This is a genomic window from Obesumbacterium proteus, assembly GCF_001586165.1.
Classification (GTDB): Bacteria; Pseudomonadota; Gammaproteobacteria; order Enterobacterales; family Enterobacteriaceae; genus Hafnia; species Hafnia protea.
This window is the reverse complement of the sequence record NZ_CP014608.1, coordinates 3,222,298-3,248,985: the sequence shown is the minus strand read 5'-3', so window position 1 is coordinate 3,248,985 and position 26,688 is coordinate 3,222,298. Positions and strand designations below refer to the sequence as shown.

Annotated in this window: 31 protein-coding genes and 2 tRNA genes; 14 read left to right on the top strand and 19 right to left on the bottom strand. The window is 45.1% G+C overall.

Going from position 1 to position 26,688, the window contains the following annotated elements:
* Positions 1-128: 128 nt before the first annotated feature.
* The 3 genes from kduI (at position 129) to modA (ending at position 2,670) form a co-directional block, all read left to right on the top strand.
* Positions 129-965: a 5-dehydro-4-deoxy-D-glucuronate isomerase gene (kduI, locus tag DSM2777_RS15480; protein WP_061554472.1), complete on the top strand. Its 837-nt coding sequence runs from the start codon at positions 129-131 to the stop codon at positions 963-965.
* A 64-nt stretch (positions 966-1,029) separates the two neighbouring features.
* Entirely contained in the window at positions 1,030-1,791 is a 762-nt protein-coding gene (kduD, locus tag DSM2777_RS15475; protein ID WP_046459102.1) for a 2-dehydro-3-deoxy-D-gluconate 5-dehydrogenase KduD, read from the top strand.
* A 147-nt stretch (positions 1,792-1,938) separates the two neighbouring features.
* Positions 1,939-2,670: a molybdate ABC transporter substrate-binding protein gene (gene modA, locus DSM2777_RS15470; RefSeq protein ID WP_061554471.1), complete on the top strand. Its 732-nt coding sequence runs from the start codon at positions 1,939-1,941 to the stop codon at positions 2,668-2,670.
* Here the strand turns inward: modA and DSM2777_RS15465 are convergent.
* From DSM2777_RS15465 to DSM2777_RS15455, 3 genes are read right to left on the bottom strand one after another with little or no spacing between them, the layout of a single operon-like run.
* Positions 2,667-3,428 (bottom strand): ABC transporter ATP-binding protein, encoded by a 762-nt coding sequence (locus tag DSM2777_RS15465; RefSeq protein WP_061554470.1) that lies wholly within the window; start codon positions 3,426-3,428, stop codon positions 2,667-2,669. The two genes, modA and DSM2777_RS15465, sit on opposite strands and share 4 nt — an antisense overlap.
* On the bottom strand, positions 3,421-4,425 hold the full coding sequence (locus tag DSM2777_RS15460; protein ID WP_061554469.1) for a FecCD family ABC transporter permease: 1,005 nt from the start codon (positions 4,423-4,425) through the stop codon (positions 3,421-3,423). The genes DSM2777_RS15465 and DSM2777_RS15460 overlap by 8 nt, the downstream gene beginning before the upstream one ends.
* Positions 4,409-5,488 carry an ABC transporter substrate-binding protein gene (locus tag DSM2777_RS15455; protein WP_061554468.1) on the bottom strand — a complete coding sequence of 360 codons (1,080 nt, stop codon included), beginning with the start codon at positions 5,486-5,488 and terminating at the stop codon, positions 4,409-4,411. Before DSM2777_RS15455 ends, DSM2777_RS15460 begins: the two co-directional genes overlap by 17 nt.
* A gap of 243 nt (positions 5,489-5,731) precedes the next feature.
* On the opposite strand from DSM2777_RS15455, the gene DSM2777_RS24705 reads away from it, so the two are divergent.
* Positions 5,732-5,908 (top strand): hypothetical protein, encoded by a 177-nt coding sequence (locus DSM2777_RS24705; RefSeq protein WP_167669511.1) that lies wholly within the window; start codon positions 5,732-5,734, stop codon positions 5,906-5,908.
* A gap of 91 nt (positions 5,909-5,999) precedes the next feature.
* Here DSM2777_RS24705 and DSM2777_RS15450 read toward each other — a convergent pair whose 3' ends face one another.
* Positions 6,000-6,254, bottom strand: coding sequence for a hypothetical protein (locus DSM2777_RS15450; protein WP_025796933.1), 255 nt, complete (start codon positions 6,252-6,254; stop codon positions 6,000-6,002).
* Positions 6,255-6,567: 313 nt separating this feature from the next.
* On the opposite strand from DSM2777_RS15450, the gene DSM2777_RS15445 reads away from it, so the two are divergent.
* On the top strand, positions 6,568-7,440 hold the full coding sequence (locus tag DSM2777_RS15445; RefSeq protein WP_061554467.1) for a glycerophosphodiester phosphodiesterase family protein: 873 nt from the start codon (positions 6,568-6,570) through the stop codon (positions 7,438-7,440).
* 103 nt (positions 7,441-7,543) lie between these two features.
* Here the strand turns inward: DSM2777_RS15445 and DSM2777_RS15440 are convergent.
* A tRNA-Thr gene (locus DSM2777_RS15440) sits at positions 7,544-7,619 on the bottom strand.
* Positions 7,620-7,624: 5 nt separating this feature from the next.
* Positions 7,625-7,712, bottom strand: a tRNA-Ser gene (locus DSM2777_RS15435).
* A gap of 215 nt (positions 7,713-7,927) precedes the next feature.
* On the opposite strand from DSM2777_RS15435, the gene DSM2777_RS15430 reads away from it, so the two are divergent.
* Complete coding sequence (locus DSM2777_RS15430; protein ID WP_061554466.1) at positions 7,928-8,425, top strand: 2-thiouracil desulfurase family protein; 498 nt, start codon at positions 7,928-7,930, stop codon at positions 8,423-8,425.
* Positions 8,426-8,454: 29 nt separating this feature from the next.
* Here DSM2777_RS15430 and DSM2777_RS15425 read toward each other — a convergent pair whose 3' ends face one another.
* The 3 genes from DSM2777_RS15425 to DSM2777_RS15415 all read right to left on the bottom strand — a co-directional run bounded on the left by DSM2777_RS15425 (position 8,455) and on the right by DSM2777_RS15415 (position 10,673).
* The gene (locus DSM2777_RS15425; RefSeq protein ID WP_046459082.1) at positions 8,455-8,871 is read right to left on the bottom strand and encodes a DoxX family protein; all 417 of its coding nucleotides are present in this window, start codon (positions 8,869-8,871) and stop codon (positions 8,455-8,457) included.
* Positions 8,872-9,009: 138 nt separating this feature from the next.
* Complete coding sequence (locus DSM2777_RS15420; protein ID WP_046459081.1) at positions 9,010-9,684, bottom strand: MarC family NAAT transporter; 675 nt, start codon at positions 9,682-9,684, stop codon at positions 9,010-9,012.
* An 86-nt stretch (positions 9,685-9,770) separates the two neighbouring features.
* Positions 9,771-10,673: a formate/nitrite transporter family protein gene (locus DSM2777_RS15415; RefSeq protein ID WP_061554465.1), complete on the bottom strand. Its 903-nt coding sequence runs from the start codon at positions 10,671-10,673 to the stop codon at positions 9,771-9,773.
* 180 nt (positions 10,674-10,853) lie between these two features.
* Here DSM2777_RS15415 and DSM2777_RS15410 point away from each other — a divergent pair, with 180 nt between their 5' ends.
* On the top strand, positions 10,854-11,132 hold the full coding sequence (locus DSM2777_RS15410; protein ID WP_046459079.1) for a YjcB family protein: 279 nt from the start codon (positions 10,854-10,856) through the stop codon (positions 11,130-11,132).
* A 59-nt stretch (positions 11,133-11,191) separates the two neighbouring features.
* Here the strand turns inward: DSM2777_RS15410 and DSM2777_RS24700 are convergent, their stop codons facing one another.
* From DSM2777_RS24700 to DSM2777_RS15380, 7 genes are all read right to left on the bottom strand, one after another.
* Positions 11,192-11,335, bottom strand: coding sequence for a hypothetical protein (locus DSM2777_RS24700; RefSeq protein WP_165582332.1), 144 nt, complete (start codon positions 11,333-11,335; stop codon positions 11,192-11,194).
* Positions 11,336-11,533: 198 nt separating this feature from the next.
* Positions 11,534-13,036, bottom strand: coding sequence for a glycine betaine/L-proline transporter ProP (gene proP, locus DSM2777_RS15405; protein WP_046459078.1), 1,503 nt, complete (start codon positions 13,034-13,036; stop codon positions 11,534-11,536).
* A gap of 424 nt (positions 13,037-13,460) precedes the next feature.
* The gene (yfiB, locus tag DSM2777_RS15400; protein ID WP_061555411.1) at positions 13,461-13,913 is read right to left on the bottom strand and encodes an outer membrane lipoprotein YfiB; all 453 of its coding nucleotides are present in this window, start codon (positions 13,911-13,913) and stop codon (positions 13,461-13,463) included.
* 70 nt (positions 13,914-13,983) lie between these two features.
* Positions 13,984-15,210, bottom strand: a complete 1,227-nt coding sequence (gene dgcN / locus DSM2777_RS15395; protein WP_234560082.1) for a diguanylate cyclase DgcN/YfiN — start codon at positions 15,208-15,210, stop codon at positions 13,984-13,986.
* Complete coding sequence (gene yfiR / locus DSM2777_RS15390) at positions 15,211-15,756, bottom strand: regulatory sequestration protein YfiR (protein WP_122974940.1); 546 nt, start codon at positions 15,754-15,756, stop codon at positions 15,211-15,213.
* Positions 15,757-16,248: 492 nt separating this feature from the next.
* Positions 16,249-16,620, bottom strand: coding sequence for a helix-turn-helix domain-containing protein (locus DSM2777_RS15385; protein ID WP_061554464.1), 372 nt, complete (start codon positions 16,618-16,620; stop codon positions 16,249-16,251).
* Between the two features lie 30 nt (positions 16,621-16,650).
* Positions 16,651-17,067 (bottom strand): hypothetical protein, encoded by a 417-nt coding sequence (locus DSM2777_RS15380; protein ID WP_061554463.1) that lies wholly within the window; start codon positions 17,065-17,067, stop codon positions 16,651-16,653.
* Positions 17,068-17,889: 822 nt separating this feature from the next.
* Here DSM2777_RS15380 and DSM2777_RS15375 point away from each other — a divergent pair.
* Both DSM2777_RS15375 and DSM2777_RS15370 read left to right on the top strand, forming a co-directional pair.
* Entirely contained in the window at positions 17,890-18,234 is a 345-nt protein-coding gene (locus DSM2777_RS15375; protein ID WP_046460026.1) for a DMT family transporter, read from the top strand.
* Positions 18,235-18,516: 282 nt separating this feature from the next.
* Entirely contained in the window at positions 18,517-19,452 is a 936-nt protein-coding gene (locus DSM2777_RS15370; RefSeq protein WP_061554462.1) for a LysR family transcriptional regulator, read from the top strand.
* A 36-nt stretch (positions 19,453-19,488) separates the two neighbouring features.
* Here DSM2777_RS15370 and DSM2777_RS15365 read toward each other — a convergent pair whose 3' ends face one another.
* Positions 19,489-20,940: a methyl-accepting chemotaxis protein gene (locus DSM2777_RS15365; RefSeq protein ID WP_061555410.1), complete on the bottom strand. Its 1,452-nt coding sequence runs from the start codon at positions 20,938-20,940 to the stop codon at positions 19,489-19,491.
* A gap of 322 nt (positions 20,941-21,262) precedes the next feature.
* On the opposite strand from DSM2777_RS15365, the gene DSM2777_RS15360 reads away from it, so the two are divergent.
* Positions 21,263-21,706, top strand: a complete 444-nt coding sequence (locus tag DSM2777_RS15360) for a GNAT family N-acetyltransferase (protein WP_061554461.1) — start codon at positions 21,263-21,265, stop codon at positions 21,704-21,706.
* 74 nt (positions 21,707-21,780) lie between these two features.
* Positions 21,781-21,948 carry a hypothetical protein gene (locus DSM2777_RS24535; RefSeq protein WP_155273776.1) on the top strand — a complete coding sequence of 56 codons (168 nt, stop codon included), beginning with the start codon at positions 21,781-21,783 and terminating at the stop codon, positions 21,946-21,948.
* 339 nt (positions 21,949-22,287) lie between these two features.
* On the opposite strand, the gene DSM2777_RS15355 is transcribed toward DSM2777_RS24535, so the two are convergent.
* On the bottom strand, positions 22,288-23,214 hold the full coding sequence (locus DSM2777_RS15355) for a LysR substrate-binding domain-containing protein (RefSeq protein ID WP_061554460.1): 927 nt from the start codon (positions 23,212-23,214) through the stop codon (positions 22,288-22,290).
* 201 nt (positions 23,215-23,415) lie between these two features.
* Between DSM2777_RS15355 and DSM2777_RS15350 the strand changes: the two genes are divergently transcribed.
* Both DSM2777_RS15350 and DSM2777_RS24695 read left to right on the top strand, forming a co-directional pair.
* The gene (locus DSM2777_RS15350) at positions 23,416-24,195 is read left to right on the top strand and encodes an SDR family NAD(P)-dependent oxidoreductase (protein ID WP_061554459.1); all 780 of its coding nucleotides are present in this window, start codon (positions 23,416-23,418) and stop codon (positions 24,193-24,195) included.
* A gap of 325 nt (positions 24,196-24,520) precedes the next feature.
* The gene (locus DSM2777_RS24695; protein WP_165582365.1) at positions 24,521-24,682 is read left to right on the top strand and encodes a hypothetical protein; all 162 of its coding nucleotides are present in this window, start codon (positions 24,521-24,523) and stop codon (positions 24,680-24,682) included.
* Positions 24,683-24,722: 40 nt separating this feature from the next.
* Here the strand turns inward: DSM2777_RS24695 and DSM2777_RS15345 are convergent, their stop codons facing one another.
* Positions 24,723-25,637: a LysR family transcriptional regulator gene (locus DSM2777_RS15345; protein WP_061554458.1), complete on the bottom strand. Its 915-nt coding sequence runs from the start codon at positions 25,635-25,637 to the stop codon at positions 24,723-24,725.
* A 104-nt stretch (positions 25,638-25,741) separates the two neighbouring features.
* On the opposite strand from DSM2777_RS15345, the gene DSM2777_RS15340 reads away from it, so the two are divergent.
* Positions 25,742-26,668 (top strand): DMT family transporter, encoded by a 927-nt coding sequence (locus DSM2777_RS15340; RefSeq protein ID WP_061554457.1) that lies wholly within the window; start codon positions 25,742-25,744, stop codon positions 26,666-26,668.
* Positions 26,669-26,688 lie beyond the last annotated feature (20 nt).

The window sequence follows — 26,688 nt, the reverse complement described above, 5'->3', positions numbered from 1 at the left end:
ACAAAACAGTGTTTCATTTTTAATTGAATTGCGTATCAGAAGGATCTAACATGCCTGCATCGACACGAGCAGAGCCCCTGACTGTTCATGCCAATCAAACACTCAAACGAATATCGACGAGGTGAAAGATGGAAGTCCGTCAAAGCATTCATAGCGATCATGCCAAGCAGCTCGACACAGAGGGCCTGCGCCGCGAGTTTCTAGTTGAAACCATTTTTGATGCCGATCGGTACACTATGGTGTATAGCCATATTGACCGCATCATCGTTGGCGGCGTTATGCCGGTACAAAAGGCCGTCACTATCGGTACTGAGGTGGGTAAACAACTCGGCGTGAGCTATTTCTTAGAGCGTCGCGAACTTGGCGTTATCAATATCGGCGGGCCTGGTACCATCACCGTTGACGGCGAATGCTATGAAATCGGCCATCGTGAAGCCCTATACGTCGGTAAAGGCGCACGCGATATTATCTTCAACAGCGTAAACGCTAGCCAGCCGGCAAAGTTCTATTACAACTGCGCACCGGCTCACACCACTTACCCAACTAAAAAAATCACGCCGGCAGATGCTTCACCGCAAACGCTCGGCGATACGAAAACCAGTAACCGTCGCACTATTAACAAATATATGGTTCCTGACGTGCTGCAAACCTGCCAGCTTTCAATGGGGCTGACCGAGTTGGAAGAAGGCAATTTGTGGAACACCATGCCGTGCCATACCCATGAGCGCCGCATGGAAGTCTACTTCTATTTCAACATGGATGATGACTCCTGCGTTTTCCACATGATGGGTCAGCCGCAAGAAACCCGCCATATCGTGATGCACAACGAACAGGCCGTCATTTCACCGAGCTGGTCCATTCATTCCGGCGTCGGCACCAAGGCATACACCTTTATTTGGGGCATGGTTGGCGAGAACCAGGTCTTCGATGATATGGACCACGTTGCCGTTAAAGATATTCGCTAAGCCTTAGCTCACTCATTTCTGCGGCTGCAACGTCATAGCCAGCCGCACTCAAAGGATATAAGACATGATTCTTGATGCATTTTCATTGCAGGGTAAAGTTGCGCTGGTTACAGGCTGTGATACTGGTCTTGGTCAGGGAATGGCCGTCGGTTTAGCACAGGCTGGCTGCGATATTATTGGTATCAACATCGTTGAGCCCACTGAAACCATTGAACAAGTGACTGCGCTAGGCCGCCGTTTCTTGAGCCTGACTGCGGATTTGCGCGATACATCGGTTATTCCCGATCTGGTCGCTCGTGCCGCCAGTGAGTTTGGCCACATCGATATCCTGGTGAATAACGCAGGCATTATCCGCCGTCAGGATGCACTGGAATTCAGCGAGAAAGATTGGGACGACGTGATGAATCTGAACATTAAAACCGTGTTCTTTATGTCACAGGCCGTCGCTCGTCAGTTTATCGCGCAGGGCAAAGGCGGCAAGATCATCAACATCGCCTCAATGCTCTCTTTCCAAGGCGGAATTCGCGTGCCGTCTTACACCGCCTCTAAAAGCGCAGTCATGGGCGTGACTCGTTTGCTGGCCAACGAATGGGCTAAGCACCAGATTAACGTTAACGCCATTGCCCCTGGCTACATGGCGACTAACAATACGCAGCAGTTGCGTGCTGACGAAGCGCGTAGCGAAGAGATTTTAGGCCGCATTCCCGCGGGTCGCTGGGGATTACCCGAAGATTTAATGGGCCCAGCGGTATTCTTGGCATCGCCGGCGTCAGACTACATCAATGGCTATACGATTGCCGTTGATGGCGGTTGGTTAGCGCGTTAATTTATGCGTTCTCACCACGCTGGTGCCCTGCCAGCGTGGTTATTATGTTTTATCCTGCATTGAATCCTGCATTGACACCCCACGCTCCACGCCGTAACGTCCGCATCAGTCCAGAGCATAAATTGAAATAATCAGCGTGGTATTGGTGTGCATACTCATAAACCCCCTTTAAACGTGTTAGCCGCAGGCAGTTTGCGTAAAGCGCTGACGCCCATTTTGTCTCAGTTTAGCCAGCAGCATAATGTGAGCATCAATGCACAGTTTGGCCCCGCCGGACTACTACGTGAACAGATTGAAAACGGTGCTGAGTGGGATCTGTTTGCTTCCGCCAACCAAGAACATCCGCAAACGCTACTCGATCACGGTTTGGCACACCGCGTGATGCCATTTCTGCGCAACAAGCTGTGTTTAACCACCCAGCGTGCCAGATTAGCGCCAACGACAAACTGGCTAGATTTACTAACCGACCCGAACATTATCGTCGGCACCTCTACACCCGGCTGCGATCCTTCGGGCGACTATACGTGGCAACTCTTCGATCGCGTCGAACAACACCATGCGGGCGCTGGCGAATATTTGAAATTGAATGCAAAACAACTGGTGGGCGGAAAAGACAGTTTGCAGGTTCCTGCAACGGAAATCGCTTCTGCATGGCTGATTCGCCAAGGTCTGGCTGATGTTTTTGTCGGTTACGCACACTATGCGCAATGGCTACAGCACGATGCCGATATTGCGGCGATCGCCATTCCCGATGCTGACAATATATTCGCCACCTATGCACTGGCGCTGCACAGTGACGTTGCTCAGCCACTGGCAGAATATCTCTTGTCCAACGATGTTCAGCAACAATTTGTTAGCGCTGGGTTTTCGCTGCGCTAATCCGCGGAAAGATCGAAAATTGGAGTGAGCACCGGCTGAACACCTGCGTCAGACGATACGGCCGCCCGCTCCACTCTTACGCCATAGGCCTTAAGCAAATTATCCTCGGTGAGCATTTCTTTGCTGTCGCCATAGGCCCACCGCTGATTATCCAGCAACAACAGGCATTTTTGCGCCACCAGCTGTGCATGTGCCGGATCGTGAGTGGTGAACAATACGCTTATTTGACGCTGCTTCGCCAATTGGTGGATCAAGCGCAACACCGCCTGCTGGTTATATAAATCCAAGGCGGAAGTCGGTTCATCAAGGATCAACATCTCACAGCCGGTGGCTAACGCCCGGGCAATCATCACCAGTTGACACTGCCCACCGGATAACGTTTGAAAGCTGTGTTCGGCCAATTGCGCAATCCCTAGCGTGTCTAACGCTTCTCGAGCAATCCCTTCATCTTTGGCCGTTGGCTGTTGTAGCAGGCCAACATTACTCACTCTGCCCATCAAGACGATCTCAATAACCCGATAGGCAAAGGCGGAGGAAAACGATTGAGCAACAAACCCGATCGGCGCACTGCGTGATATCTCTCCCGCCAAAGGGGGAATAACGCCGGACAGCGTATTCAATAATGAGGTTTTTCCACGCCCATTCGCGCCAAGAATGGCCGATATTTCACCACGGCGACAACAAAAACTCAGCGCGTCAAATAACGCTTTCTTATGGCCGAATTCAAGTGCATTTACGCTGAGCGCTATCTCATTCACCGTGCGATCTCCGTCGAGAGCGAATCAACAGCACGGCAAACAGCGGTGCCCCAATTAATGCGGTAATGATCCCCAACGGAATTTCGGCTGCGCTCAATGTGCGCGCCACGTCATCAACCAAAACCATAAACCCACCGCCGAGCCAGAATGCCGCCGGAAGTAAACGTCGATGGTCTGCACCCACTAATAACCGTGCAAGGTGCGGGATCACCAATCCTATCCAGCCGATCCCTCCGCTCACCGCAACCTGAGCAGCAACCAACAGTGCGCAGAGCAATAACACCAACCGCCGTAAACCCGCAACGGAAACGCCTAGCGTGCGCGCATCCGCATCGCCAAGAGATAAAATGTTGATCCGCCAGCGCAGGCGAAACAGTAAACAACTCGCCAAAGCGAGCGGAATAGCCATCATTAAAAGCTTGTGCCAGTTGGCGGTGGCAAAACTCCCCAAGAGCCAGAACACAATGCTCGGCAGCTTTTCTTCGGTATCCGCCATATATTGCAACAGACTCACCAGCGCAGAGAAAAAGCCGCTGAGAATAATGCCGGAGAGGATCAGCATCAGCCGATTTTCATTACCCAGCGTAGACGCTATCGCATACACCAACACCAGCGCCAACAAACCAAAGGCAAAGGTCGAGCTCATCAACCACAATGGCGAAAGACCCAGTAAAATCGCCAGCGTGCCGCCGAAAGCGGCGCCGGAGCTCACGCCGATAATATGCGGATCAACCAACGGGTTATGAAACACACCTTGCAAGCAGGCACCGCACAACGCTAATGCCCCGCCCGCACAGCACGCCATCAAGATACGCGGCATGCGCACCGTCCAGATAATTTGTCCGGCCAGATCTTGCGTTTGCATGGGAGACATTAACGCATGCCAAACATTCATCGGTGAGATTGAATATTGCCCGAGCCCTAATGAAAAGAAGGCGACAATCAATGTCGCCATCGGCAGTAGCAGATTGATACGTTGGTTATTCAACGGAAGCATGCGGTTCAGAAACCCACGAAGTGCGGTAAAAACGTTGGTAATAATCGTTCGCGGCTTTATTGATATCAATATCGTTAAAACGAGCTGGATAGAGTTTCTTAGCCATCCAAAGTTCCCCGATGGCTAGCGCTTCAGGCATCGGATATCCCCACGCTTTGGCATACTCGGGCATCAGATATACGCGCTGATTTTTTACCGCATCAATACCCTGCCATGCCGGATCGTGGCGGATCTTATTAATCTCGTCAGGATAGCGATCCTGCACAAAGATAACCTGCGGGTTCCAAGCCAAAACCTGTTCAATCGAAACCTGCTTATAGCCCTTGATGCTGGCTGCCGCAACGTTCATCGCGCCTGCATGTTGCATCATTAAGCCGGTGTATTTTCCTGAACCATAGGTGGTTAAATCAGGGTTTGCCATATAGACACGCACCCGCTGGCTTTGAGGTATATCCTTCAAGCGCTGAGCCACTTTTTCACGCTGAGCGAACGTGTAATCAATCAATGCCTCACCCTGCGGCTCCCGATTAACCACTTTTGCGATAAGACGAATACCGTCCTGAAGCCCCAAATTATAAGACTGTTCTTCATTCCCCATCTTAGGATTCAGTTTATCCTGCTCACCTTGCGAATCACGTCGTAAAGAAACCGCCACCACCGGTATTCCCGCTTTCTCAATCTGGTTGATCATTTCCAGCGGTGCATAGTTAGCCACGAAAACAACCTGAGGGCGTTCCGCCAGTAGGCTTTCAATATTGACCTGAGTCAGATCGCCTGGCATTGGCAACGTGGATAGTCGAGAGGAAAAACGCGCAAATTCTGGGCCAAGCTGTTTTTTCCAGCTCGATAAAATCCCCACCACATCGTCAGTGGCATCAAGCTGAACCAATAAGTTAAGCGTTTGGTGTTGCAGAACGACCACCCGATTAACGTGATCGGGAATCGTTACCTGACGACCTAATTGATCGGTAATGGTGCGGTCAGCCAAGGATGAAAAAGAAACAAGCAGCAACGATACGCCAGTGACCATCGCACGGTTAAATTTAGGAAATGAGAGATTCATAATAGAAGGCTAAAGTTATGTTATATAGCAAACTATATAACGAACCCGCTTCTGCAAACAAGTTATCCCTTAGTTCTTCAGAGGGTTTAGCGCTTCAATCCACTTCCCTGCTCACGATTAAATCTTAAAAAAATCACCTAAATTTCATATTGATATAAAACATGAACAATAAATTTATTTTGTTCAGTTTTAGTTCATCTTTAAACATCCTACGATGGTTTTATCAGCGATAGGAGGTCAAATATGAAACAGATTTATAAATACTTAAATGAATTGAAAGCCAGCTATCAGCAAGAACATCCGTCCAACAAATTACCGAGTGGGTTCTACCTCACACCGGAACAACGTCTGGAAATTTTGAAAGAAATCTTGGCGCCCTACAGCGAAGAAGAAGAGAAATTATCAAAAGAAACAAGATAAGGAAGGAAAGTGCAGGATCGAACAAATCTAAAAATCACAGCCAAACCGCAATGATGGAACAGTGCGGTTTGGCATTTAAACGTACGCTCGACTACAGACGCTTACGTATCGCATTCTCTGCGCTAAACATCCACAGCTCAGGCTGCCGATTAGGTGAAAATCGGACTTCATAACGATCTTTCAGCGGTGTTAAACGCCAGCTCATCAGCTTCTGATCACGCTTCGGTTTCAGGAATCGACGCCAGCCTAATGAACGGGTGGCCTGACGATCGAGCATCCATGCGGCCGTTGGCGATAGCGGCAAACGTATAAAAGTATCTTCAACGCTGATATCACAAATACACATACGACTTTTCCATAACGTAATAATTGTTCACTGATGCTTTAACACCATCACTTGGACGAATTATCCCGTTAGGCCGTGTATAAGCCAAAGAGATAACACCTGAACTATGATGCGGATCACAAATAGTGGGCGGTAGAATTAACAGTTTCGCAACCCCGCCGATTACACCCTTGTGTAGATTTACAAAAATGATTTGCTTACAACTTATAGGTCAATTAACTGATTAACAGCATGTATTCCTTCATGTTAAATAACACATTGCAACTATAACAAAACAAATCATAACGTTAATTTATAATACAGAAGGTAACATATGCATAAACAAATAATTGGCGCTGCACTACTGCTATGCACGGCCACACTCGCTCACGCAGATCCTAGCATTATCGCGCATCGAGGCGGAACCGGAGACGCGCCAGAAAATACGATCGTCGCCATTAGCCAATCATTAAAAAACAACGCTGACGCCATTTGGATCACCGTTCAGATGAGCAAGGATGGGGTTCTTGTGCTTTACAGGCCGTCAGATCTCAACAGCCTGACAAATTTACAAGGTTCCGTCTCATCATTCACGGCAGCTCAGCTCAGCAAAGCTGATGCAGGCTACTTATTTGATAAACCCACCTACCCGTTTCGTCACAAAGGAATTGGAATACCGACGTTAGAACAGGTGTTAAAGAAATGGCCGCAAACATTTTTCTATATCGATATTAAATCCCCAGATGCAGACCCAGACAGGCTTGCTCAAGCTCTCGCTGCTGTTTTACAGAACACGAATAGCCTAAGCCGCACCAGAGTCTATTCCACGGATGAAAAATATATTGATGCACTACCAAATGATATCGCTAGATTCGTCAGCCGAGATAAAACGCGCACGATACTTGCGAACGTGACCATGAGCCACCACTGTGAAATCGATAAAAACGTGACTCAAGAGCGCTGGTATGGGCTTGAATTAAAACGCGATGTTGAAGTGGTTGAAAAGTATACCCTTGGAGAAGGACGTTCCAAATCGCAGCTAGAGTGGGATGAAGAGGCAATGAAATGTTTTCGTAGCGCAGGAGGGGCTCATATTATCTTCTTCGGTATAAATACACTGGATGACTATCGTAAGGCCGTACAATTAGGTGCTGATGGGGTTTTAGTTAACTCCCCTGCATACTTCAATAAAATCAAAAAAAATTAACCATCGGTAACAAAACAGGAGCTTTACCTGCGCTCCTGTGAAAATAGGTCATGGCATACAGACGAAAAAAAGCCACCCATTGGGTGGCTTTTTTACAGAATCATGGTGCCGACTACCGGAATCGAACTGGTGACCTACTGATTACAAGTCAGTTGCTCTACCTACTGAGCTAAGTCGGCGAATTTGGCGGAAGGATAGAGATTCGAACTCTAGGAGCTATTACACTCGACGGTTTTCAAGACCGCTGCCTTAAACCACTCAGCCATCCTTCCAATGGGGGCAGATATTAGCGACCTTCCCGTTGGCTGTCCAGCGCTAAAATGTTTTTTTTGTTCAAGTGGACAATAATCAGCCCAAGCGAATTATTTTCAACCAGATAGTGCTATTTATTAATCAGTTAGGCGTCTGTTTTCAACATTTTTCATGCAATAATGCTTTGCATACAGCGTGAAATTTTCTTCGTGAAGTGACCTTTTTTAGGTTTTTTATGACAAACCACACAAAAATATTAGTGAGCAGCTGCCTAATGGGCTTTCCAGTTCGCTATAACGGCAGTGCCAAACCGTTTATGCCTCCGTCATTACTACGCTGGCAGGAAGAAGGACGACTTATTCTCTGCTGTCCAGAGATCAGCGCTGGTTTTCCAACTCCGCGCCTAAGCGCGGAAATACGCGTCACGTCACAGGGAGAGCGCACGGTGGTTGAATCCGATAGTCACGATGTGACATCCGGCTATCTGGCAGGCGCTTATATTGCTCTACAGCTGGCCCTTAAACATCAATGCCGCTTTGCATTGCTAACTGATGGCAGTCCCTCATGTGGCAGTTCACAGATTTATGATGGGAGTTTCAGTGGTACACGGATCGCGGGAATGGGAGTCACGGCTTCCCTGCTACGTGAAAATGGTATAGCTGTTTTTGGTGAATCCGAATTCTCATCCCTAGAGCAGGCAATCCATTCCTTGGATATGAAAACGGCCTTCTAACAGGCCGTTGAGTTGATAAAAGTAGGGTATTACAATTTTTTGCTCAAACGATAATCAAGGGAATAGCGTCCAGCACCTGTCACTATCAACAATAAAAGCCCGCCAATAATACTGATGTTTTTATAGAAGTTGATCTCGTTAAGTACCATATCCATCCCGCTCAGTTTCCAGAATGGGTGACCAATAATTGAAGTTCCTAAAACATAGAGTGCAAAAACTGCGGCGATCGGGCGAGTCCAAAGCCCCAGAATAATCGCCAAGCCGAAGAAGAACTCAATAACAACGGCAATAATGGCAGAAACATACGGTAACGGTGCGCCATATCCCTGCATGGCAGAAACAGCTAGCTCAAAATGAGCTAATTTCCACCAGCCAAAGATAATAAACAGCAGCATCAGCAGTATTCTGGAAAGAAGAATAAGAGAATCTTTCATACCGTCGCTCATTTTTAACTCCTTTTGTGTAAAAAGAGGACAACCTGCCTACTTTTATTTTAGAACACAATGGGGATTTATCGAGCGGCGAATGAAATTGGCCATACCGCAGAGTATAGATATGGCCAAAAAGAGGAGTAGTCGGTGTTGTTAGCTCATCGCGTGAAATGTTGTCACGATCTCTAAAATACCGTTAATGATAAACTGAACGCCCATGCAGACTAATAAAAATCCCATCAGACGGGAAATAGCGTCAATGCCGCCCTTTCCAACCAGCTTCATAATGGCGCCCGAGCTACGCAAGCACCCCCATAAAATGACGCTGACGGATAAAAATACCAATACCGGTGCAACCAATAATACCCACTCTGGGAAATCAGCACCGTGCTTGATGGTGGACGCAGAACTGATGATCATCGCGATAGTCCCTGGACCCGCAGTGCTTGGCATCGCTAACGGAACAAAGGCAATATTAGCCGTTGGGTGCTTCACCAGCTCTTCAGTTTTGCTTTCAACCTCGGGCCGATCCTCCATTTTCTGCTGAGGAAACAGCATCCTAAAACCAATAAATGCCACGATTAGTCCACCCGCGATACGCAGGCCAGGAATAGAGATCCCGAAGGTGTTCATGACTAACTGACCGGCGTAGAAGGCCACCACCATGATCGCAAATACATAGACTGAAGCCATTAGCGACTGGCGATTTCTCTCCTCGCGATTCATATTTCCGGCTAAGCCAAGAAATAACGCGACCGTTGTTAGCGGGTTAGCCAGCGGTAACAAGACCACGAGCCCTAGCCCAATTGCTTTAAATAATTCAACCATTCGTCATTCTATCCTTGATGTATTTTTCTAATACGCGTGATACAACATTTGAGTATATAAAATCGACTCTACCCTTGCTATGCCGATTATCGTCCACCGTTTTTCTTCATCGATTTATCCAGTTCATTACGTATCTGCGCATGGCTGATTAACGCAAAGATGAAAGTTCCACCAATAATATTTCCGGCCAACGTGGGTAAAGCAAACGGGTATAAAAACGCATGCCAATGTAGGTGTCCCGAGAACACCAGATAAAGAATTTCAACTGACCCAACCACAATATGTGTTAAATCACCTATCGCCACCAGATATGTCATGATAATAATCACCCATATCTTGGCTGCTCCCGCTGATGGGAACATCCATACCATTGAGGCAATAATCCAACCCGAGATAACCGCGTTGGCGAACATCTCCGTTGGTGAATTACTCATTACTTGCTGACTAATGGTTACAAATGCTTTACGCGTTTCCACATCGAATACCGGCAAATGCCAAAAAATATAGGCCACCAATCCAGTACCGACCAGATTACCGAGGAGAACTAATCCCCATAGCCGCATCAACAAAATAAGATTGGTTTTGTTAGGTTTATTCATGACGGGGAGCACTGCCGTTAACGTATTCTCGGTAAACAGTTGCTGGCGCGCCATGATGACAATGATAAACCCAAAGGTATAACCAAAGTTCTCAAGTAAAAAGGCTCCGGGAACACCATCAAGTTTCACATGGAAAATGCCCTTGGCCATCAGCGAAGCCCCCATCGAGAGTCCCGCTGCCACCGCCGACCACAGAAGCGCCCAAACATCACGCTCCAGTTCCTTAGTGCCTTCTTGGCGAATAATTTCGTGAACCGCAGCGGCACGAGACGGTAGCCGCTCTTCATCAGTATTAATCGGCTTCCCTTGCTTCTCTTCTTCGTTATCGACCTTTAAATCATCAGCGGGTTTCTCATCGACAATCTCATCTTGTTTTGGCTCATCATTCATTCTGCGCTCCTCCTAATTCTTAGATTAAGCGTAGACGCTCATTCGAAGATGCAGTACCTCAGGTTTTATGTAGGCACGGTTGTGCCGTGTTTTGAATGAAAAACCTGCTGGAGCATTCGTTCAATGGAATTTATAATGTGATCAACATCACACTTTAATATTGAGTAAGGATTTGGTTACATGGGTACTGTTATGACCGGGCTGATCGTAGCCCGCTGGGAAATCATGAGCACTTTTATGATGTTTATTGCCAGCTCACTGAATGTGAAATTCCGCAAAAAGGGCCATCGCATTATCGCCTTTGCATTCAGCGGTATTGGTTTTGCCACCGCATGCTGGCTAGTTTTGACGTTATCTGGCAACACCATTAACACAGCCGGTATGAGCCATTTTTGGGCAGTTGCAAAAGATGTTTTCGTCGATGTAATGAGTCAGCCGTCTGCCTATAGCATGATGTAACAGGCACGGCATGCTCTCGGATTATGTCTACAATAGCATGACGCCGCAGGTCTTGATGGTTATACATCACTACCTGACGCACTGACGCCAGCTAAAAGTGAAGCCTTAAGCATTTTCATTGCCGTATTCCAGCGGCTTGAGCTATGGCGTGCAACGGCATATTTTGCTACTGACTGTGCAATTTTAACTCTTTTCGCATTCATCGTTTGGCTCCTCTGATAACTGAGCGTTATCCCCACACGCTCATCGTTATTAGGAAAAAGCCTATACCCTTCTGCTTCAAGCTGTGTTTTTGAATTGTAAACTTTTATCGAAAACTATATCCAAAAAACATAATTTAAAGACTTAGCATTATAAAATGCAAAAGGGCCGCAATGCGGCCCTTGGTTCAATCAGACAATTTAGTCTAATTTCGGATGCTGATCGATAAGGCGTTGTTTTTGACGTTCCAACTCCCCAATCTGCTCGTTAATATCTTCCACCTTCTGCTCAATGTTGTCATACGTTTCTTGTAACAACTCTTTGGCTTCAGCACGGTCTGATGCCGCTGGCGTTGCACCACGCAGTGGCTTGTTTGCGGTTTCTTTCATAAAGATACCCGTAGCCAAGCCTATCAATGCGACAACCATGAGGTAATACGCTGGCATATACAGATTATTTGTCGTCTCAACTAACCACGCAGCGATTGTTGGCGTTAAACCTGCCACCAAGACTGAGATGTTGAAAGAGATTGCCAAAGCGCTGTAACGGATATGCGTTGGGAACATGGCCGGTAGCGTCGATGCCATAACGCCGGTGAAGGCATTGAGTAATACGGCAAGGATAAGCAAACCTAAGAAGATTAACCCAATGACATCGCTGTTAATCAGTTTGAAGCATGGAATTGCCAACAGCAGTAATCCAACGCTACCGAAAATGATAAAAGGCTTACGGCCAAAACGGTCGCTCATTAACCCCATTACTGGCTGCACAAACAGCATACCAATCATGATAGCGATGATGATAAGCACCCCATGGTCTTCAGAGTAATGCAGGTTATGGGACAAATAACTCGGCATATACGTCAGCAGCATGTAATAGGTTACGTTGGTTGAAATCACCACGCCCACACACGTTAATAAGCTTTTCCAATGCTGGGAAACGATTTGTCTAAATGAAGTCTTAGGTGGGTTTTGAATCGCGTTGCGATCGTCTTTTTCCATTTTATCAACATGCTGTTGGAATGCCGGAGTTTCTTCCAACGCATGGCGCAGATAAAGACCGATTAAGCCCAGCGGAGCTGCAATGAAGAATGGAATACGCCATCCCCAATCCAGGAAGTCCTGCTCCCCTACAATGCTAGAAATAAGTACGACAACGCCTGCGCCAAGCACAAAGCCAGCTATCGAACCAAAATCCAACCAGCTTCCCATAAACCCACGTTTTCTATCTGGAGAATATTCGGCCACAAAAATTGCCGCGCCAGAATATTCACCACCGACAGAAAAGCCCTGCGCTAATTTGGCTAACAGCAGCAGGATTGGAGCCCAAATGCCGATAGAGGCATAGGAAGGGATTAAACCAATACAGAATGTACTGACGGCCATGATAATAATTGTTACGGACAGAACTTTTTGGCGGCCAAACTTATCGCCCAATGCGCCAAAGAAAACACCACCGAGAGGACGAATTAAAAACGGAACGGAGAATGTTGCTAGGGCAGCGATCATCTGAATGCCAGGATCTGCGCCGGGGAAAAATACCTGTCCAAGTGCATAGGCCACAAATCCATATACACCAAAATCAAACCATTCCATCGCATTACCCAGTGCAGCAGCGGTAATGGCTTTTTTTAATTTCTCATCATCAATAATTGTAATGTCGTTAATGTGTAGCGGCTTTGCCTGCTTTCTTCTTAATCTCATTATCGTTTCCTTGCTAAATTTTGTGCTGCACAGCGAAAGCCATCTCGCTGCAGCGCACTATGGTCACTTATGCCTGATAGGCGTGGCCTAAATCGCCGTCAATATGCGCTATTGGAGAGCTATTTCCCCGCTAAGCTACGCATTTTTTGGCCCTTTTATCCTTATTTAATCCCTCAAATAACGTAGCGGCTAGATAACAATAATTCAACAAAATGACCCAAATGTCAAAATTTGTGATCTTAGTCACTTGAAACGTAAAGAAGAGTTGAATAAAAAACAATCAGCAAGGAATATATTAACGCAATGAAACTAGTTAACGGATCGAATATTTTACTGCGGGAGATACGGGTATAGAGAGGAATAACGCAGGATTGAATGGCTTAATTAAATAGGCATCATCCGTGATACCCAAGTCAATATTGATTTATGGCGACTCAATGACGATGGCAACGCGTCTATTTTCGGAGCGGCCCTGCTTAGTATTATTACTGGCAATTGGGTTACTTTCCCCCATTCCACGAGTTGTCAGATTCATTCGTGGGATCCCGCCCTGAGAAAGTGCATCTGCCACGGTATTGGCTCTTTTCAACGACAGTTGTTGGTTATAACTTTCATCGCCGTAATTATCCGTATAGCCACTCAGACGCGCATGCATAATATTAATCTGAGCGAGTGTTTTGCCCATTTTTTTCACTGTTTCAACGCTATCAGGTGTTAAATTGGACTTGTTATTGCCGAAAAGAACTTTCTCTGACAGTCCAAACATCCACCCTTCTTCCGTTTGTTGGAAGCCTTGCTCTTTTAGTACCGCAATTTGTTCAGCGGTAAGCCCGCCTTTATGCTGACAGCCGGCCAAAAAAAACATGGCTAAAAACATGCCAATAAATTTCCAGTGAATATGATTTTTCACGTTCCCTACTCCCTATTTCTACTTTTTAATGTTCTCGTTATGAGAAACTCCAACCACCGCCGCTATGTTTGCTGTGATACATCGCGGCATCTGCCTTCTCTAATAATTCAACCGGTGTGCTCTGTTCATGTGAAAGTGTGAAGCCAATACTCAATGAAATAAATACTGGCTCACCGTTAGGCAAATAGATTGTTTCCCGCATGGCTTTAACAATTTTGTCGATGATTTGCATAACATCATCCTTATGCGCAATGTGACGCAATAAGATTGAAAACTCATCTCCGCCCATACGAGCAACTAAATCATTCTTGCGAATTTGCATTCGCAGACGCTCAGCAATAGTGGTCAACACATAGTCGCCAGCAGCATGCCCCCACGTATCATTCACTGCTTTAAAACCATCCCCATCAAGGAACATCACACATATTTGTTCCTGCGCCGTATTCATGCTTTCCAGCATGCTCATAAAGTTTGAACGGTTAGGTAATGAGGTTAGCGGATCGTGCAGTGCTTTATATGAAAGCTGATCGTTTTCATTCACCAAATCTGCTTGCTGTAGTTCCATTTCTCGCAACAAACTGTTGAAGCCTCGACTGAGCTCGTTAATCTCAGCGATTTGTGACGGCCTCACGCGCAAAGAAAACGCTCTATTTTCTCGTGCCGAGCGAGCGACATGGGCAATATTTTGCAATTCGTCAACAATTCCGGTGTGCATCCGGCGCACCAGCCAAAATGATAGCAACGCGGTAAGCACCAAACAGCTCAGCAGCCCGAGCATTAAGTTTCCGAGGAACTTAACCATTGTCGCGCCACCAGCGGTCAGCGTTACATAACCTACGACCTCGTTTTCGCTCATCACCGGCTGCACGACCATTTTTGGCAGTAGCCATTTGCGAATAGGATCATCAATGGTCATGTGTAAACGGGTCGGCGAAGTCCAACTGGCTAGCAGCTCTTTCTTTTGATCGTAAATGCGTGCCTGGTAAATCTGTTCTTTTCGTGCAATCAGCGTGAGAGCTTCCTGAGCCGCGGGTTTATCACCAAATACCACTGCCGCTGCGCTGGTGTAGCTTATCGTTGACGCGACCAACTGCAAATTGTGCTCCGCATAGGTTTTCAGCGTAAACACGGATAATACAGACAGCGGTATACCCGCCATAAGCAGCGTAATGGCGATAATCATCAAATGAATACGCTGAAACATGTTGCGCAAAGTTGGCCGCGGTTTTGGCATATTGGCGTTTGAGGCAAAAATATGATTCATCTAATTACCCTTTTTCTTCGCCAAAAGCAGCACGTTAGGATTCACCTGTACATTGCTGCGCGCCAAAATATCTAAGTTCAGATCAAACGCGATCCCTGAATTATCAATGCGTAAACAAAATGCGCTGCCTTTAATACACTCGGGATTATCTTCTGCAATGGTTAAAATACTTTTCCCTTGCATACTTTGTATGAGCAATTCTTGATCGGCAGGTTTTATATCTCCGAAGTAAACCACATCGCATTGTTCGAGCAATTTCGTTGGCGAAAAATCAACGATCTGCGTAGACACATGACGACTAGGTAACACAATTTTCTCCTCGACTAATAAGCGTGCATAGCGTGCCGGAGGAACAATACAAAGCTTGATAGGATCAGGAGAATTGGCCCAACGAGTATAGCGGATCATCCCAATAACAACTTTTGCAACTTCTTGTTCTTTAACAGCAATTAGCTGTGGCGATTCTACAGGCGTTTCGACTGCAAAAACAGGAAAGCTCTGTGCTGATAGAACAAAAATTAAGGCTACAGCGGCTTTGCTCTGCATCCCTCTTAAATAACGACAAAATTTTGCGCGGATAGAGGACGATATCATGAAAAAAGAAGCCTAACGGCAACGGCCTCAGATTTAATTAGGTTACACATTATTATTCCTCCGTTAACATCCGCCAGCATAATGAAAACATTAAGTTCAAAAAAAGTATACACGTAAACTATAGGATTTTTCTCGTGTACGAATTTTTCGCATAATTATGCTCCTATTTTCATTAGATAAAGCAAAAACCTCAATAAGATTGTTCCCTTTATTGTGCAATCCATAAACATTTCCACGTGCAGTAAGCATAAAACGCGTGCCGTAGTGCACCACCATATGATTTAAAAACGCTTTTCTTTAGCCAATAGCCGATCATTTTTTCAATGCATTAAGCATTTTTCACTGTGGATATAAAGGAAAGGTATAATCTTGGCATCGGTATTATTAGCAGTATATCCATACTCATTTAATGACCGAAAAAAACCGCCGTAATGGCGGTTCTTGCTAGTCTCGTTTATTCATCTCCATCACCTCTTCAAGGTTAGGATATTGTCTTTTATCACGAAACTTTGCAGGTGATGTTTCAAAGTGAGCCCTGAACACACGGCTAAATGTCTGCTGAGAGCTAAAGCCATATTTAAGCGCGATATCAATAATTGGAAGCTCACTGGCACATAGTAACGTTGCAGCTTCGTGCAGACGACGTTTGCGGACATATTCCGCAATCGAGAGTCCCTTTTTCTGCTTGAACTCACGCTGTAGATACCATTTTGAATAGCCGCTTTTCGCTGCAATAGCATCAACCTTAATAGCCTCACTCAGTTGAAGTTGGCCTTCTATCCACTGAATAAGCTCGCTGACAATCACCTCTGACATGTATAACCTCTATCGGTGAGCGCTCAGCCCTTAGCTGGCGCTCATAATTTCTTTAGCGAGTTGAGTCGCCTGCTCTGCTGTTGATTCCATGATCGATACGCCATACATCCGCTCTAATCCCTGCCTGAGATTATCTGTACATCCTTTGTTTGCTGAACACAGTATAATTGCTTTGCAATATGTCGAAAACTCGTCTCGATGTTTTCTCAGCCATTTGGCAATAACCGTTCTCGCTTCTCGCGCGTCTTCATTTTCTACCTGTTTTGCTTCATTCTTTTCTAGTGGGAAATGCAGCTCAGGATAAATCAATGTAAACGCACATTTTTTCGCCAACAGTCGTTCTGTTTGTTGTACCCACTCGGCTCCAGAAAAGCGCATGAACTCAGCGCTAATGTGAACCACTGGCATGGTGCTCAAGTCATACAATGGATGATTTATCAGACTCATGTCCTTTTCCTTACTGTTAAAAATTTCAGGGTAGACATGCTCACATTGCTTTCAGATTTATTCTTTTATGTGAATTCCATTTCTGATGAGACGTATTCTAATTACCTTCATTTTTCATCTGGTGCATTTCGTGCTAAAAGACTCGGACTTTACCCCTACAGAGCACAAATTTACTCTAAAAAATAAGCAACCTATGGAACAAAACACCAAGAGCTAAAAAGGTAGATATGGTATGCTACAGGCTACTATAAAAGGTGGTATGTATGGCCTTAATGACTAAGGTTCTCGATATATTTAAAAGTAAACAGGCGTTTGTTATTTGTCAGGAATGCAATCACAAAGGCCGCTTTGATGAATTCAAGATTGAAGACAGCATAATGATGCACTGCCCGCATTGTCATTACAGCTTCAATCGCAAACGGCATAAAATTTCGTCTATTTAGAACCATCTTACGCAACAAATACTTGAGTCTGACTATCTCGCCGCCTTACGGTGGATAGAAATTTTCTCGTAAAAATCAGCACTAACATCCTGTATAAAATGGCGATTGTTGAAGATAGGTTGAACTTGCCTTGCTAAGATATGTAAGGTGTATTCAACATTTTCGTGGCAGGAAAATTTATGCGATTCTTGATCAACACAATGACCGGTCTTGTCGTCATTTTACTTGCTGTATGGACCGCATTCATTTTCGATATCAACGAAGCCAACAGACTCCCGGCCTTTTTATTTCATCATATTGAATCATTTTTCAGTCGATGATCCTTGCCGTATAATAGAGGCAACAAGGTATTAGTCCCTTTTATCTGTAAGGATTTATGATGTCTCCCGCGTTGATCACCTATGGTGCTTTAGCTTTTGCTATTATTTGCGAAGTCATAGCCACATCTATTCTTCCGCACACCAAAGAATTTACTCGCCCTGCACTCACCATTACCATGGCACTCCTTTATGCGGTTGCATTTTATATGCTATCTATTGCAACGCGTACTATGCCCGTTGGGATTGCTTATGCGATATGGAGCTGCTTGGGGATTGTACTTATTGCGGGCGCAAACTATGTTTTGTTCAAACAAACTCTCGATTTGCCTGCAATGATCGGGCTGGGATTTATTATTGCCGGTGTGCTGATCATTAATATATTTTCTCATTCGGTATCGCACTAATATTCTTTACAACCAGTGTTTTATTTATTCATTACTGGTTGTAAAAATAGTATTATTTGCATGACAATAAGACCCCATTCAAACATACACATTTACATCCCTTCACAATCTTTTTCTTTCATTATCTTTTGCTTATCTCTCCTTTATGTTTTTATCTTAAAATCATTTAATCTGTTAGTTTTATCTTGTAGTTTTATTTAATCTGTCATATATAAAAACAGATTCAGAGTGAAATTCTTCATCACTATGCCCCACACAAAATCGAGCGTTTAGGGATACGAAATGAGCAATATTAATGAAAAACAAATCCTCAAACGAGTGCGTAGCATAGATTTGAATTTAATCACTGTTTTTGAAGCTATTTTTAGCTGTAAGAGCGTGAGCTTAGCCGCAAAAACGCTGAACATATCACCTTCTGCGGTTAGCCAATCATTACAAAAAATACGTAATCACTACCAAGATATTCTCTTTATTCGGCATGGGAACGCGCTACAACCTACTCTCGAGTGTTTAAAAATCCATGAGCAACTGGCTGAAATCATGCGTTTAGTTGATTTCTCTTTGAATAGCCGCGTTGATCCACTTAAAAAAAGAAAGTTTATTATTTATGCGTCACAGTTCATGGCGACATACTACCTGCCAAAACTGATTAATTTATTACAACACCAGTCACCTAACGTTGAAATCGTGCACCACACGCTGACTGAAAGTACCCATGTTGACGAGCTGCTAATTAATCGCCAAGCCGATCTTATTTTCGATCTTCACCCTACCGCCAGTCATTCTGTGATTTCTACAGAGTTTTCTTCCGAAACGCTCACATTAGTATGCAGCACAGAACACCCGCGCCTCCAAGGCAAAGTCGATATTACACAGCTATATACCGAGCGTTTTTGTGGCTTAAACTCGGCGATTCCTTACATCATGCGACGCCAAGTTGAGCTTTCACGCTTGTTTAAAGAACGAAATTTTATCTTCTCCAGTGATTCCGTTATGGCTATTTTAAGCATTATCAAAAGCACCGAATCTATTGGCCTTGTCCCTACTTCTTTGTTAAATGAAAACCACTGTCCTCATATCCGCCAGATTGATATCGATATTCCGATCGAGCCCGTCACGTTTTACGTTCTATATAACAAGCATGTTGCTGACTCACCGGGGTTTTCTCAACTTCTGGCTACGATTATGCAGCTACGACAAGGCGTGGATAAGAAATAAATGCTGCGTCTGGGTGCCTAGAAATACACCCAGACATCACGCCAAACGAAATACTGAGATCGCCTGCTTGAGTGCATCCGCCTGATGCCCTTGCTGTTGAGCGACTCTCACCGTTTCAGCCACATGGCTGACGTTTTCCTGCACGCTGTTATCAATTTGAGCAATGCTTTCATGCATTTGTGCAATGCTAACCCGTTGCTGAACGCTCATTTCCGATAACTCATCAACCAACTGTGACAAATGCGTAATCGAGCTCATCACTTCCTGCATCGTTACTCCAGCGGCGCTCACCTGCCGCGATCCGGTTTGAGTACAGCTCACAGATACTGCGATTAATTGGCGTATTTCTTTAGCCGCATTTTCACAGCGCTGAGCCAGCACTCTGACCTCTGTCGCCACTACCGAAAATCCTTTGCCATGAACACCGGCACGCGCAGCCTCCACGGACGCATTAAGTGAAAGGATATTGGTTTGGAAAGCAATACCGTCAATAATTTCTAGAATATTGCTGATGCGCACAGACTCTTCTCTAATTTGCGCCATGGTTTGAATTGTTGCGGCAATATTTTCGTCGCCACGAATCGCGACATTGGAAGCTTGCAGTGCGAGTTCCTGTGCTAGCAGCGCTTTTTCACTGGTATGCGCAGACACTGAGGTCAGCTGTGCCATTGCACTGGCGACCACTGCGAGCGCCGATGCTTGTTCATCTGTCCGTTGTGATAATGCCGAATTTTGCAGCAGAATGCTTTCTGCGCCACCTTGTACCATCGCAATCCCGTGGTTCACCTGACCAAGCGTATTACGCATTGTTTTCAGCGTAGAGCTGAAAGTGCGAGCGAAAGCTGAATGGCTTGGGTGCTCCTCACGATCCAACGTCAAACAGCCCGCTTCTCGATTAATATGCGACGCCAATTGCGCCACTTCGCTGGCTGAGCGCGCATCACGCGCCATGTGTACCGCCATATAAATCAATATAGCCGTTTGCGCCACCACAAATAACGCGTGAAAAATAACCATATGAAATCCAGGATGCATAAAGCAGACGATCCCATAGAGATCGTTTTCCTGTAAATAGTTAAACAGGAGATGATGTAACGCCGCGGTGAGCGCGCCCATCAGCAAAGGTCGATAATCTCGGTAGGCTAACAGCGCTGACAGCAGAACAAAAACTGAGAAATGAAATTCTGTTTCACCCTCTCCTAATTGGATCAATAAAGCTGCGAATCCTAATAGCGTAAAAGCATAAAACAATCGGGTAATTAATTTTCCTGGAAACAGCATCTTTATCAGCGTTGAACTGAGCACCAATATTAGCCCCGCAATTACCGCAGTAGACGTATGCTCGTAATACCAGCCCACGCCAAGCGCAATAGCAAATAACCCCCAGACTAATAAAAACATCAGCCAATCAGCACGCCGGTAGATCTGTTCGAGTGAAACCGTCTCTGGGGATTCACCTTTGCTCTGTAAGATTGTCGCTGTCACCATTTTATCATCCATACTGTCTGAGATTAGGATCGCTAACGTTTTACACATTACATCTCATCAAGCGTAGATGTTTTATGGACGATTGGTGGGAAATTTACTGCGTATTTTATTCGTAGAATTAACAGGTAAGACTGCTTTTGCGCTGAAGTCTTCGACCGTTACCGTCTTTGTTTTACGAAGATACCGCTGAACGCCAATGTTCAGTTTTATTTACATAAAAATCTTCCCTGAAACTTAGCAAAATTATCCATACTGACTATCACTCTCATAAATTGCTTATTAGCGCTATGCTTTTCATCACACATATAGAGGTAACAACACAATGAAACTATTTACGGCTCAACTTCAAGACGTTAAGAAAATTCTTCCGCTTTACTTAGGCTACCGAGCATTCTATCAAGTCCCTGAATCCGCTGAAAAAGCAGAGAAATTCCTGACCGACAGGATCACCAATCATGAATCCGTCATTTATTTTGTTGAAAAAGATGGCGTCCCTGTTGGATTCACACAGCTGTATCCGCTGTTTTGCTCATTAGAAATGAAGCGTATTTGGCTGCTTTATGACCTGTATGTTGCACCTGAAGCCAGAAAGTCTGGGGTTGCACAACAACTGATCGCTCGCGCCGATCAATTGGCTAAAGAGACAGATTCCGCCTTCATCATGCTCAGCACTGCAACTGATAACGTGAAAGCTCAGGCCTTATATGAAAAAGAAGGTTACGTTAAAGATACTCAGTTCTTTGTTTACAACAAAATGCTAGGTTAACGGACGCTACACAAAACGCTGTCATGCACTAGACTTTCAGGATAAACAATAACTGACTAAGAATTGAGGTTCTTATGCGCAAGACTTTATCTGTTTTATTTATTCTGATGCTTGCTGGGTGCTCTGGTGGATATCATCATCAGAAAGCCACTGACGATCAAAATAGCGAACAAACCTGTCAAAACCCAGACGCTAATGCGGACAGCACCTGTGGTCATTCCATTGTTCCGAGCATGTATTAGTGGCATGTTTGAACGCATAAATGATAAAGGCCACCGTTTGGTGGCCTTCTAACTAGAATAACAATTAATCACGTGTAAATTTCTCAGCCTCTTCTTCCGTTTCAATGTAACTCGACCCAAAAGCAATTGTTGCAAGCAGTCCGACAATAAACCCAACTAATCTACTGCGCATTATCTCTCTGAGTAGCCTCATCGCATCTCCAGTTCAGGAACGGAGTTAGACTATACAGAGTAATATGGGTGGAAAATGCCAATTAGCCAGCAAATTTTTCAGTTCTACCGGGGATATATCGGCTTTCAGCCATGCTAGTTTTCGGTTCAATGACGATCATGATAGCTTTACGCGCCAAAGGGATTGTATCCCTTTCCTACATCTTCTAATACCCAATCATAGAATGCGCGAACTTCAGTGCGTTTCAACGACGCCGCAGAACATACCAGATAATATGACCAGTTAATCGGCCACGCATACTCGGGAAATAGCTGAACTAGATGTCCAAGATCTAAATCTTGTTGAACCAACGCTTTACGAACTAATGTGATCCCTCGTCCCCCCATTGCGGCAAGAATAACCGCCGCCGTCGAGTTAATATGCAACCGTCCCTGTTTGCTGTTTGGCTCACCGAGCTGTGTTAATACACTCTCCCAAGTCGGCGCGTTTGCTCCTGGGTGCGGGGTATCGTCTTGAATGAGTTTCTGCTGTAGAAACCACTCAAGCGTAGTGATACCGTCGGCAGGTACCAGCGTTGGGCTGCACACTGCCACCATTTCTTCATCCATTAGCCATGTTGCGACCACGCCAGGCCATCCACCGGGCCCGCAGCGAATACCGATATCGGCTTCGCCATGGGTTAAGTCGATCAGCCTGTCAGCGACGTCAAGACGTACATCAATAGTTTCATGGTGTTCTGAAAAACGATTTAAGCGCGGCATTAGCCAGTTCATCACCAGCACCTGCGACGCGGTAATCACCACCACTGAACGAGCAGCACTTCCTCGCAGCTTATTTAGACCAATCTCAAGCCGATCTAACCCCTGAGTAATATCATCCAAAGCCGATTGAGCTTCACCGATCAGCGCTAATCGTTCGCTACCGAAACGACTACGTGTCAGCAATGGTCGCCCTATCCACTCTTCTAGTGAGCGAACCGACTGCCCAATTGCCGCAGGTGTCACCCCTAATTCATTTGCCGCACCGGTAAAACTGCCATGCCGTGCAGCGGCTTCAAATGCCTGTAACCATTTTAATCGGCTAAGCGATCGCATCAAACTTCCTACCTAGCGTAAACCCATGGCTAATCCTAGCTCGATAGTCACATACGAGATAGTTTTTCTTTCTTGTTCAATCAATTCTTATGATTCGTTTACTCGCACAAATACAGGCAATCTACGTCTATCGACATACGGCAACCACATGGTTTTGCTACTTAAATTTTACCGATTCAACATTAGTTAGGAGATACACAGATGACAGCAACATTCGCAGGCAAAAAACTTCTCGTAGTGGGTGGCACTAGCGGTATGGGGTTTGAATCAGCACGCATTGTGTTGGAACAAGGTGGTGAAGTTGTCTTAGTGGGCAACCAACCTTCAAAAGCGGAAACCGCACTGCAGGCATTGGCCCCTTTAGGCAAAGTGACCGTTATCGTAGCTGACCTAATGACCACAAAAGGAATGCAGCATGTTAGGCAGGTGATTAATCTAGAACATCAAGATATCAGCCTGCTCGTCAATGCCGCTGGTGTCTTTTTCCCTAAGCCATTTATTGAGCATGAAGAAGATGACTACGATAAATATATGAGCATTAATAAATCTCTATTTTTCATTACCCGTGATGTCGTGAAAAACATGTTAGCCGCTCATATTAAAGGCGCTATCGTTAATATTGGTTCGATGTGGGCTCAGCAGGCGATTGGTGCAACACCCTCTTCCGCTTATTCGATGGCAAAAGCGGGGCTACATGCCTTAACTAAAAATATGGCTATTGAGTTAGGTGCAAGTGGCATCCGCGTTAATGCAGTATCACCTGCGGTTGTGCAAACGCCAATCTATGAGGGGTTCATACCTAAAGACGAAGTAAACGGAGTCATGGACAGCTTCAACAGTTTTCATCCAATTGGTCGCGTTGGCACGCCGCGTGATATCGCTGAAACCGTCACGTTCCTGCTATCAGATAAAGCCTCTTGGGTAACGGGTGACGTATGGAATATTGATGGCGGCGTCATGGCAGGCCGTAACGCAGGTTAAGACATCGCAGGCTACGGATAAACTTTAACATTTTGCCTTACCACTATAACGCTGGCTTCCGTCTTCGAGGCCAGCATTCTTATTCAAACCGATACCGTGTACCCACGAGATCATCGCAAGTTAATCTCCCTTACTTTTATCCTTTGCGCGTTAATAGCTAGCATGGTTTTAATTTTAATGAAATTAATATCAGTACAATAATTTAAACAAATCCAAAACAAACATAAAAAACATCTTATCTGAGCAATACATTTATATAACCAGTGATATCATCAGCGGGATTTTTACAACTACTCTAAATTTTCAATATTTGTTGGGATTCACCATGCTAAAAACAACGCTTCTTTCCGCTATTTTTATCTTATCAGGTTGTACTGCCAGCGATTGGATCAGCGCCGCCGGTGGCATTATGCAGGCAACAGATGATCATAACCGCTCTACAATGGACACAAGAATTAAAGCGGCGAATAAAGCAGCAGGATACTAACGCCTCATTTAGAAACTGATATTCGCTGTCCGATATGGTTTCATTGCCCATCGCTAAGCCGCATGATCCTTTGGCGTAGAAAATCAACTAATCGCTTGCTGTCTGGTGACAGGACAGCGGCCTTAGCTTTTACAACACCAACATCCATATAGGTAATGCAGTCATCAATAGTTCTGCGTACAACTCGAAGTCCATCTAAAGACCAAGGTCGATAAACCAGATCCGATAAAATAGTCACGCCTTTTCCTTGGGCGACGAGGCTTCTGATAGCCTCGAAAGAGTTCGTTCGAAAATGAACATCGGGAACACACTGCCGACTCTGCCAGTAATCTTGAAATACCTCAGCATATTCGTCGGTCACCAATAGTAGAAATGGGTATTTTTCCACATCAGAAAGAGTCAGCATCGGCTGGCTTAGCAGTGGGTGGCCAATTGGTGTCCATAGTTTTCTCTGAGAACGTATAAATGTCTCGATCTGCAAATCAGCGTCATGATTTATATTGGATGTCAGCAGTAAACAGAAATCGAACTGCTTTTGGCGTAACGCGCTAACAAGAAGTGGAGAAGCCGATTCTTCAAAAATAATTTCCATCAGCGGAAAGCGGTTTTTTATATCGCTAAGAATATTAGGCAACAAGTAAGCCGACAACGTTTCAGCAATACCAATACGCACTGTACCACTCGCAGTTTCCGGCTGATGTTGTAGATCCTCCAATGCCACATGACTATTCATCACAATTTTACGCGCGTGTATGAGAAATCGCTCTCCTGACTGGGTTAGCTGAACGCCTTTCGGATGACGAATGAACAGTTGACTGTTCAGCGCTTCCTCAAGATTACGCATAGATACTGTCATTGAGGACTGCGAAATATGACAACGGTTAGCCGCTTTTGATATTTGCAAGGTTTCAGCTAATGCGATGTAAAATTCAAGTTGCCTCAATGTAAAGTTCATAGTTTTAACCTATACCCAAGGATGAAAACTTTATATTAGCATCCTAGCATTTATTGGCGGTAATCTTGAACCAACAAATAAGCCAATACTTTACTGGAGCATTTATGCCTTATCTCCTGCTTAGCCTTGCTGCGTGTTTTTGGGGGGGAAACTATGTGGTAGGCCATGTATTAGTCGCTACTGAAAATCCTATTATTCTTTCTGCCGCACGCTGGATCTTTACTGCGATCATGCTACTGACAATATATTTCAGACAAATTCAAGAACAGTGGCCTGCCATGAAGAAATCTGCTGGTGTTATCGTATTTCTTGCACTTTGTGGTCAGGTTTTATTCCCATTAACGCTTTATATTGGCCTGCAATACACTTCATCACTTAACGCCGCCATATATTTATCCACCACCCCATCTATAGTATTACTAATTAATTATTTTATTTTTAAAGAGAAAATATCATCACGCAATATTAGTGGAGTCATACTCAGCTCTTTGGGGGTAATTTGGCTCGTTCTGCAAGGTGATATTGCCCATACGGAACTATTTAGCCGACTAAATAAGGGAGATCTCTGGACGATGGGATCAGCCGTTAGTTGGGCAGTATACTGTGCATTTTTACGTACGAAACCATATGAAGTTAAAGGGAATGCCTTTGTGGCGGTAAGCGCTGCATTAGGTGCAGTGGTATTGCTTCCTATATTAGTTCTCACCATTGTAGAAAACGGAGTTCCTAACATAGTCCACTATGTTAGACCTGGATTTTTGATGGGGCTCGTATATCTGATCATATTCCCATCTTGGCTCTCATATCTTCTTTGGAATAAAGGCATTTCGACTATTGGCGCAACGCGTGGAGAAGTATTCTCTCACATCATTCCGCTGAGTGGCGGGGTATTTAGTATTTTATTTTTGCAGGTACAGCTTCACGCTTACCATGTGGTCAGTGCCCTGCTTATCATCGCGGGCATTGCGTTATGCTCGCATTCGAACAATCTAAAGGTGGCAAAAGGAAGTGACAAAGTAGATAACGAGTAATACACATCTGTATGTACTTT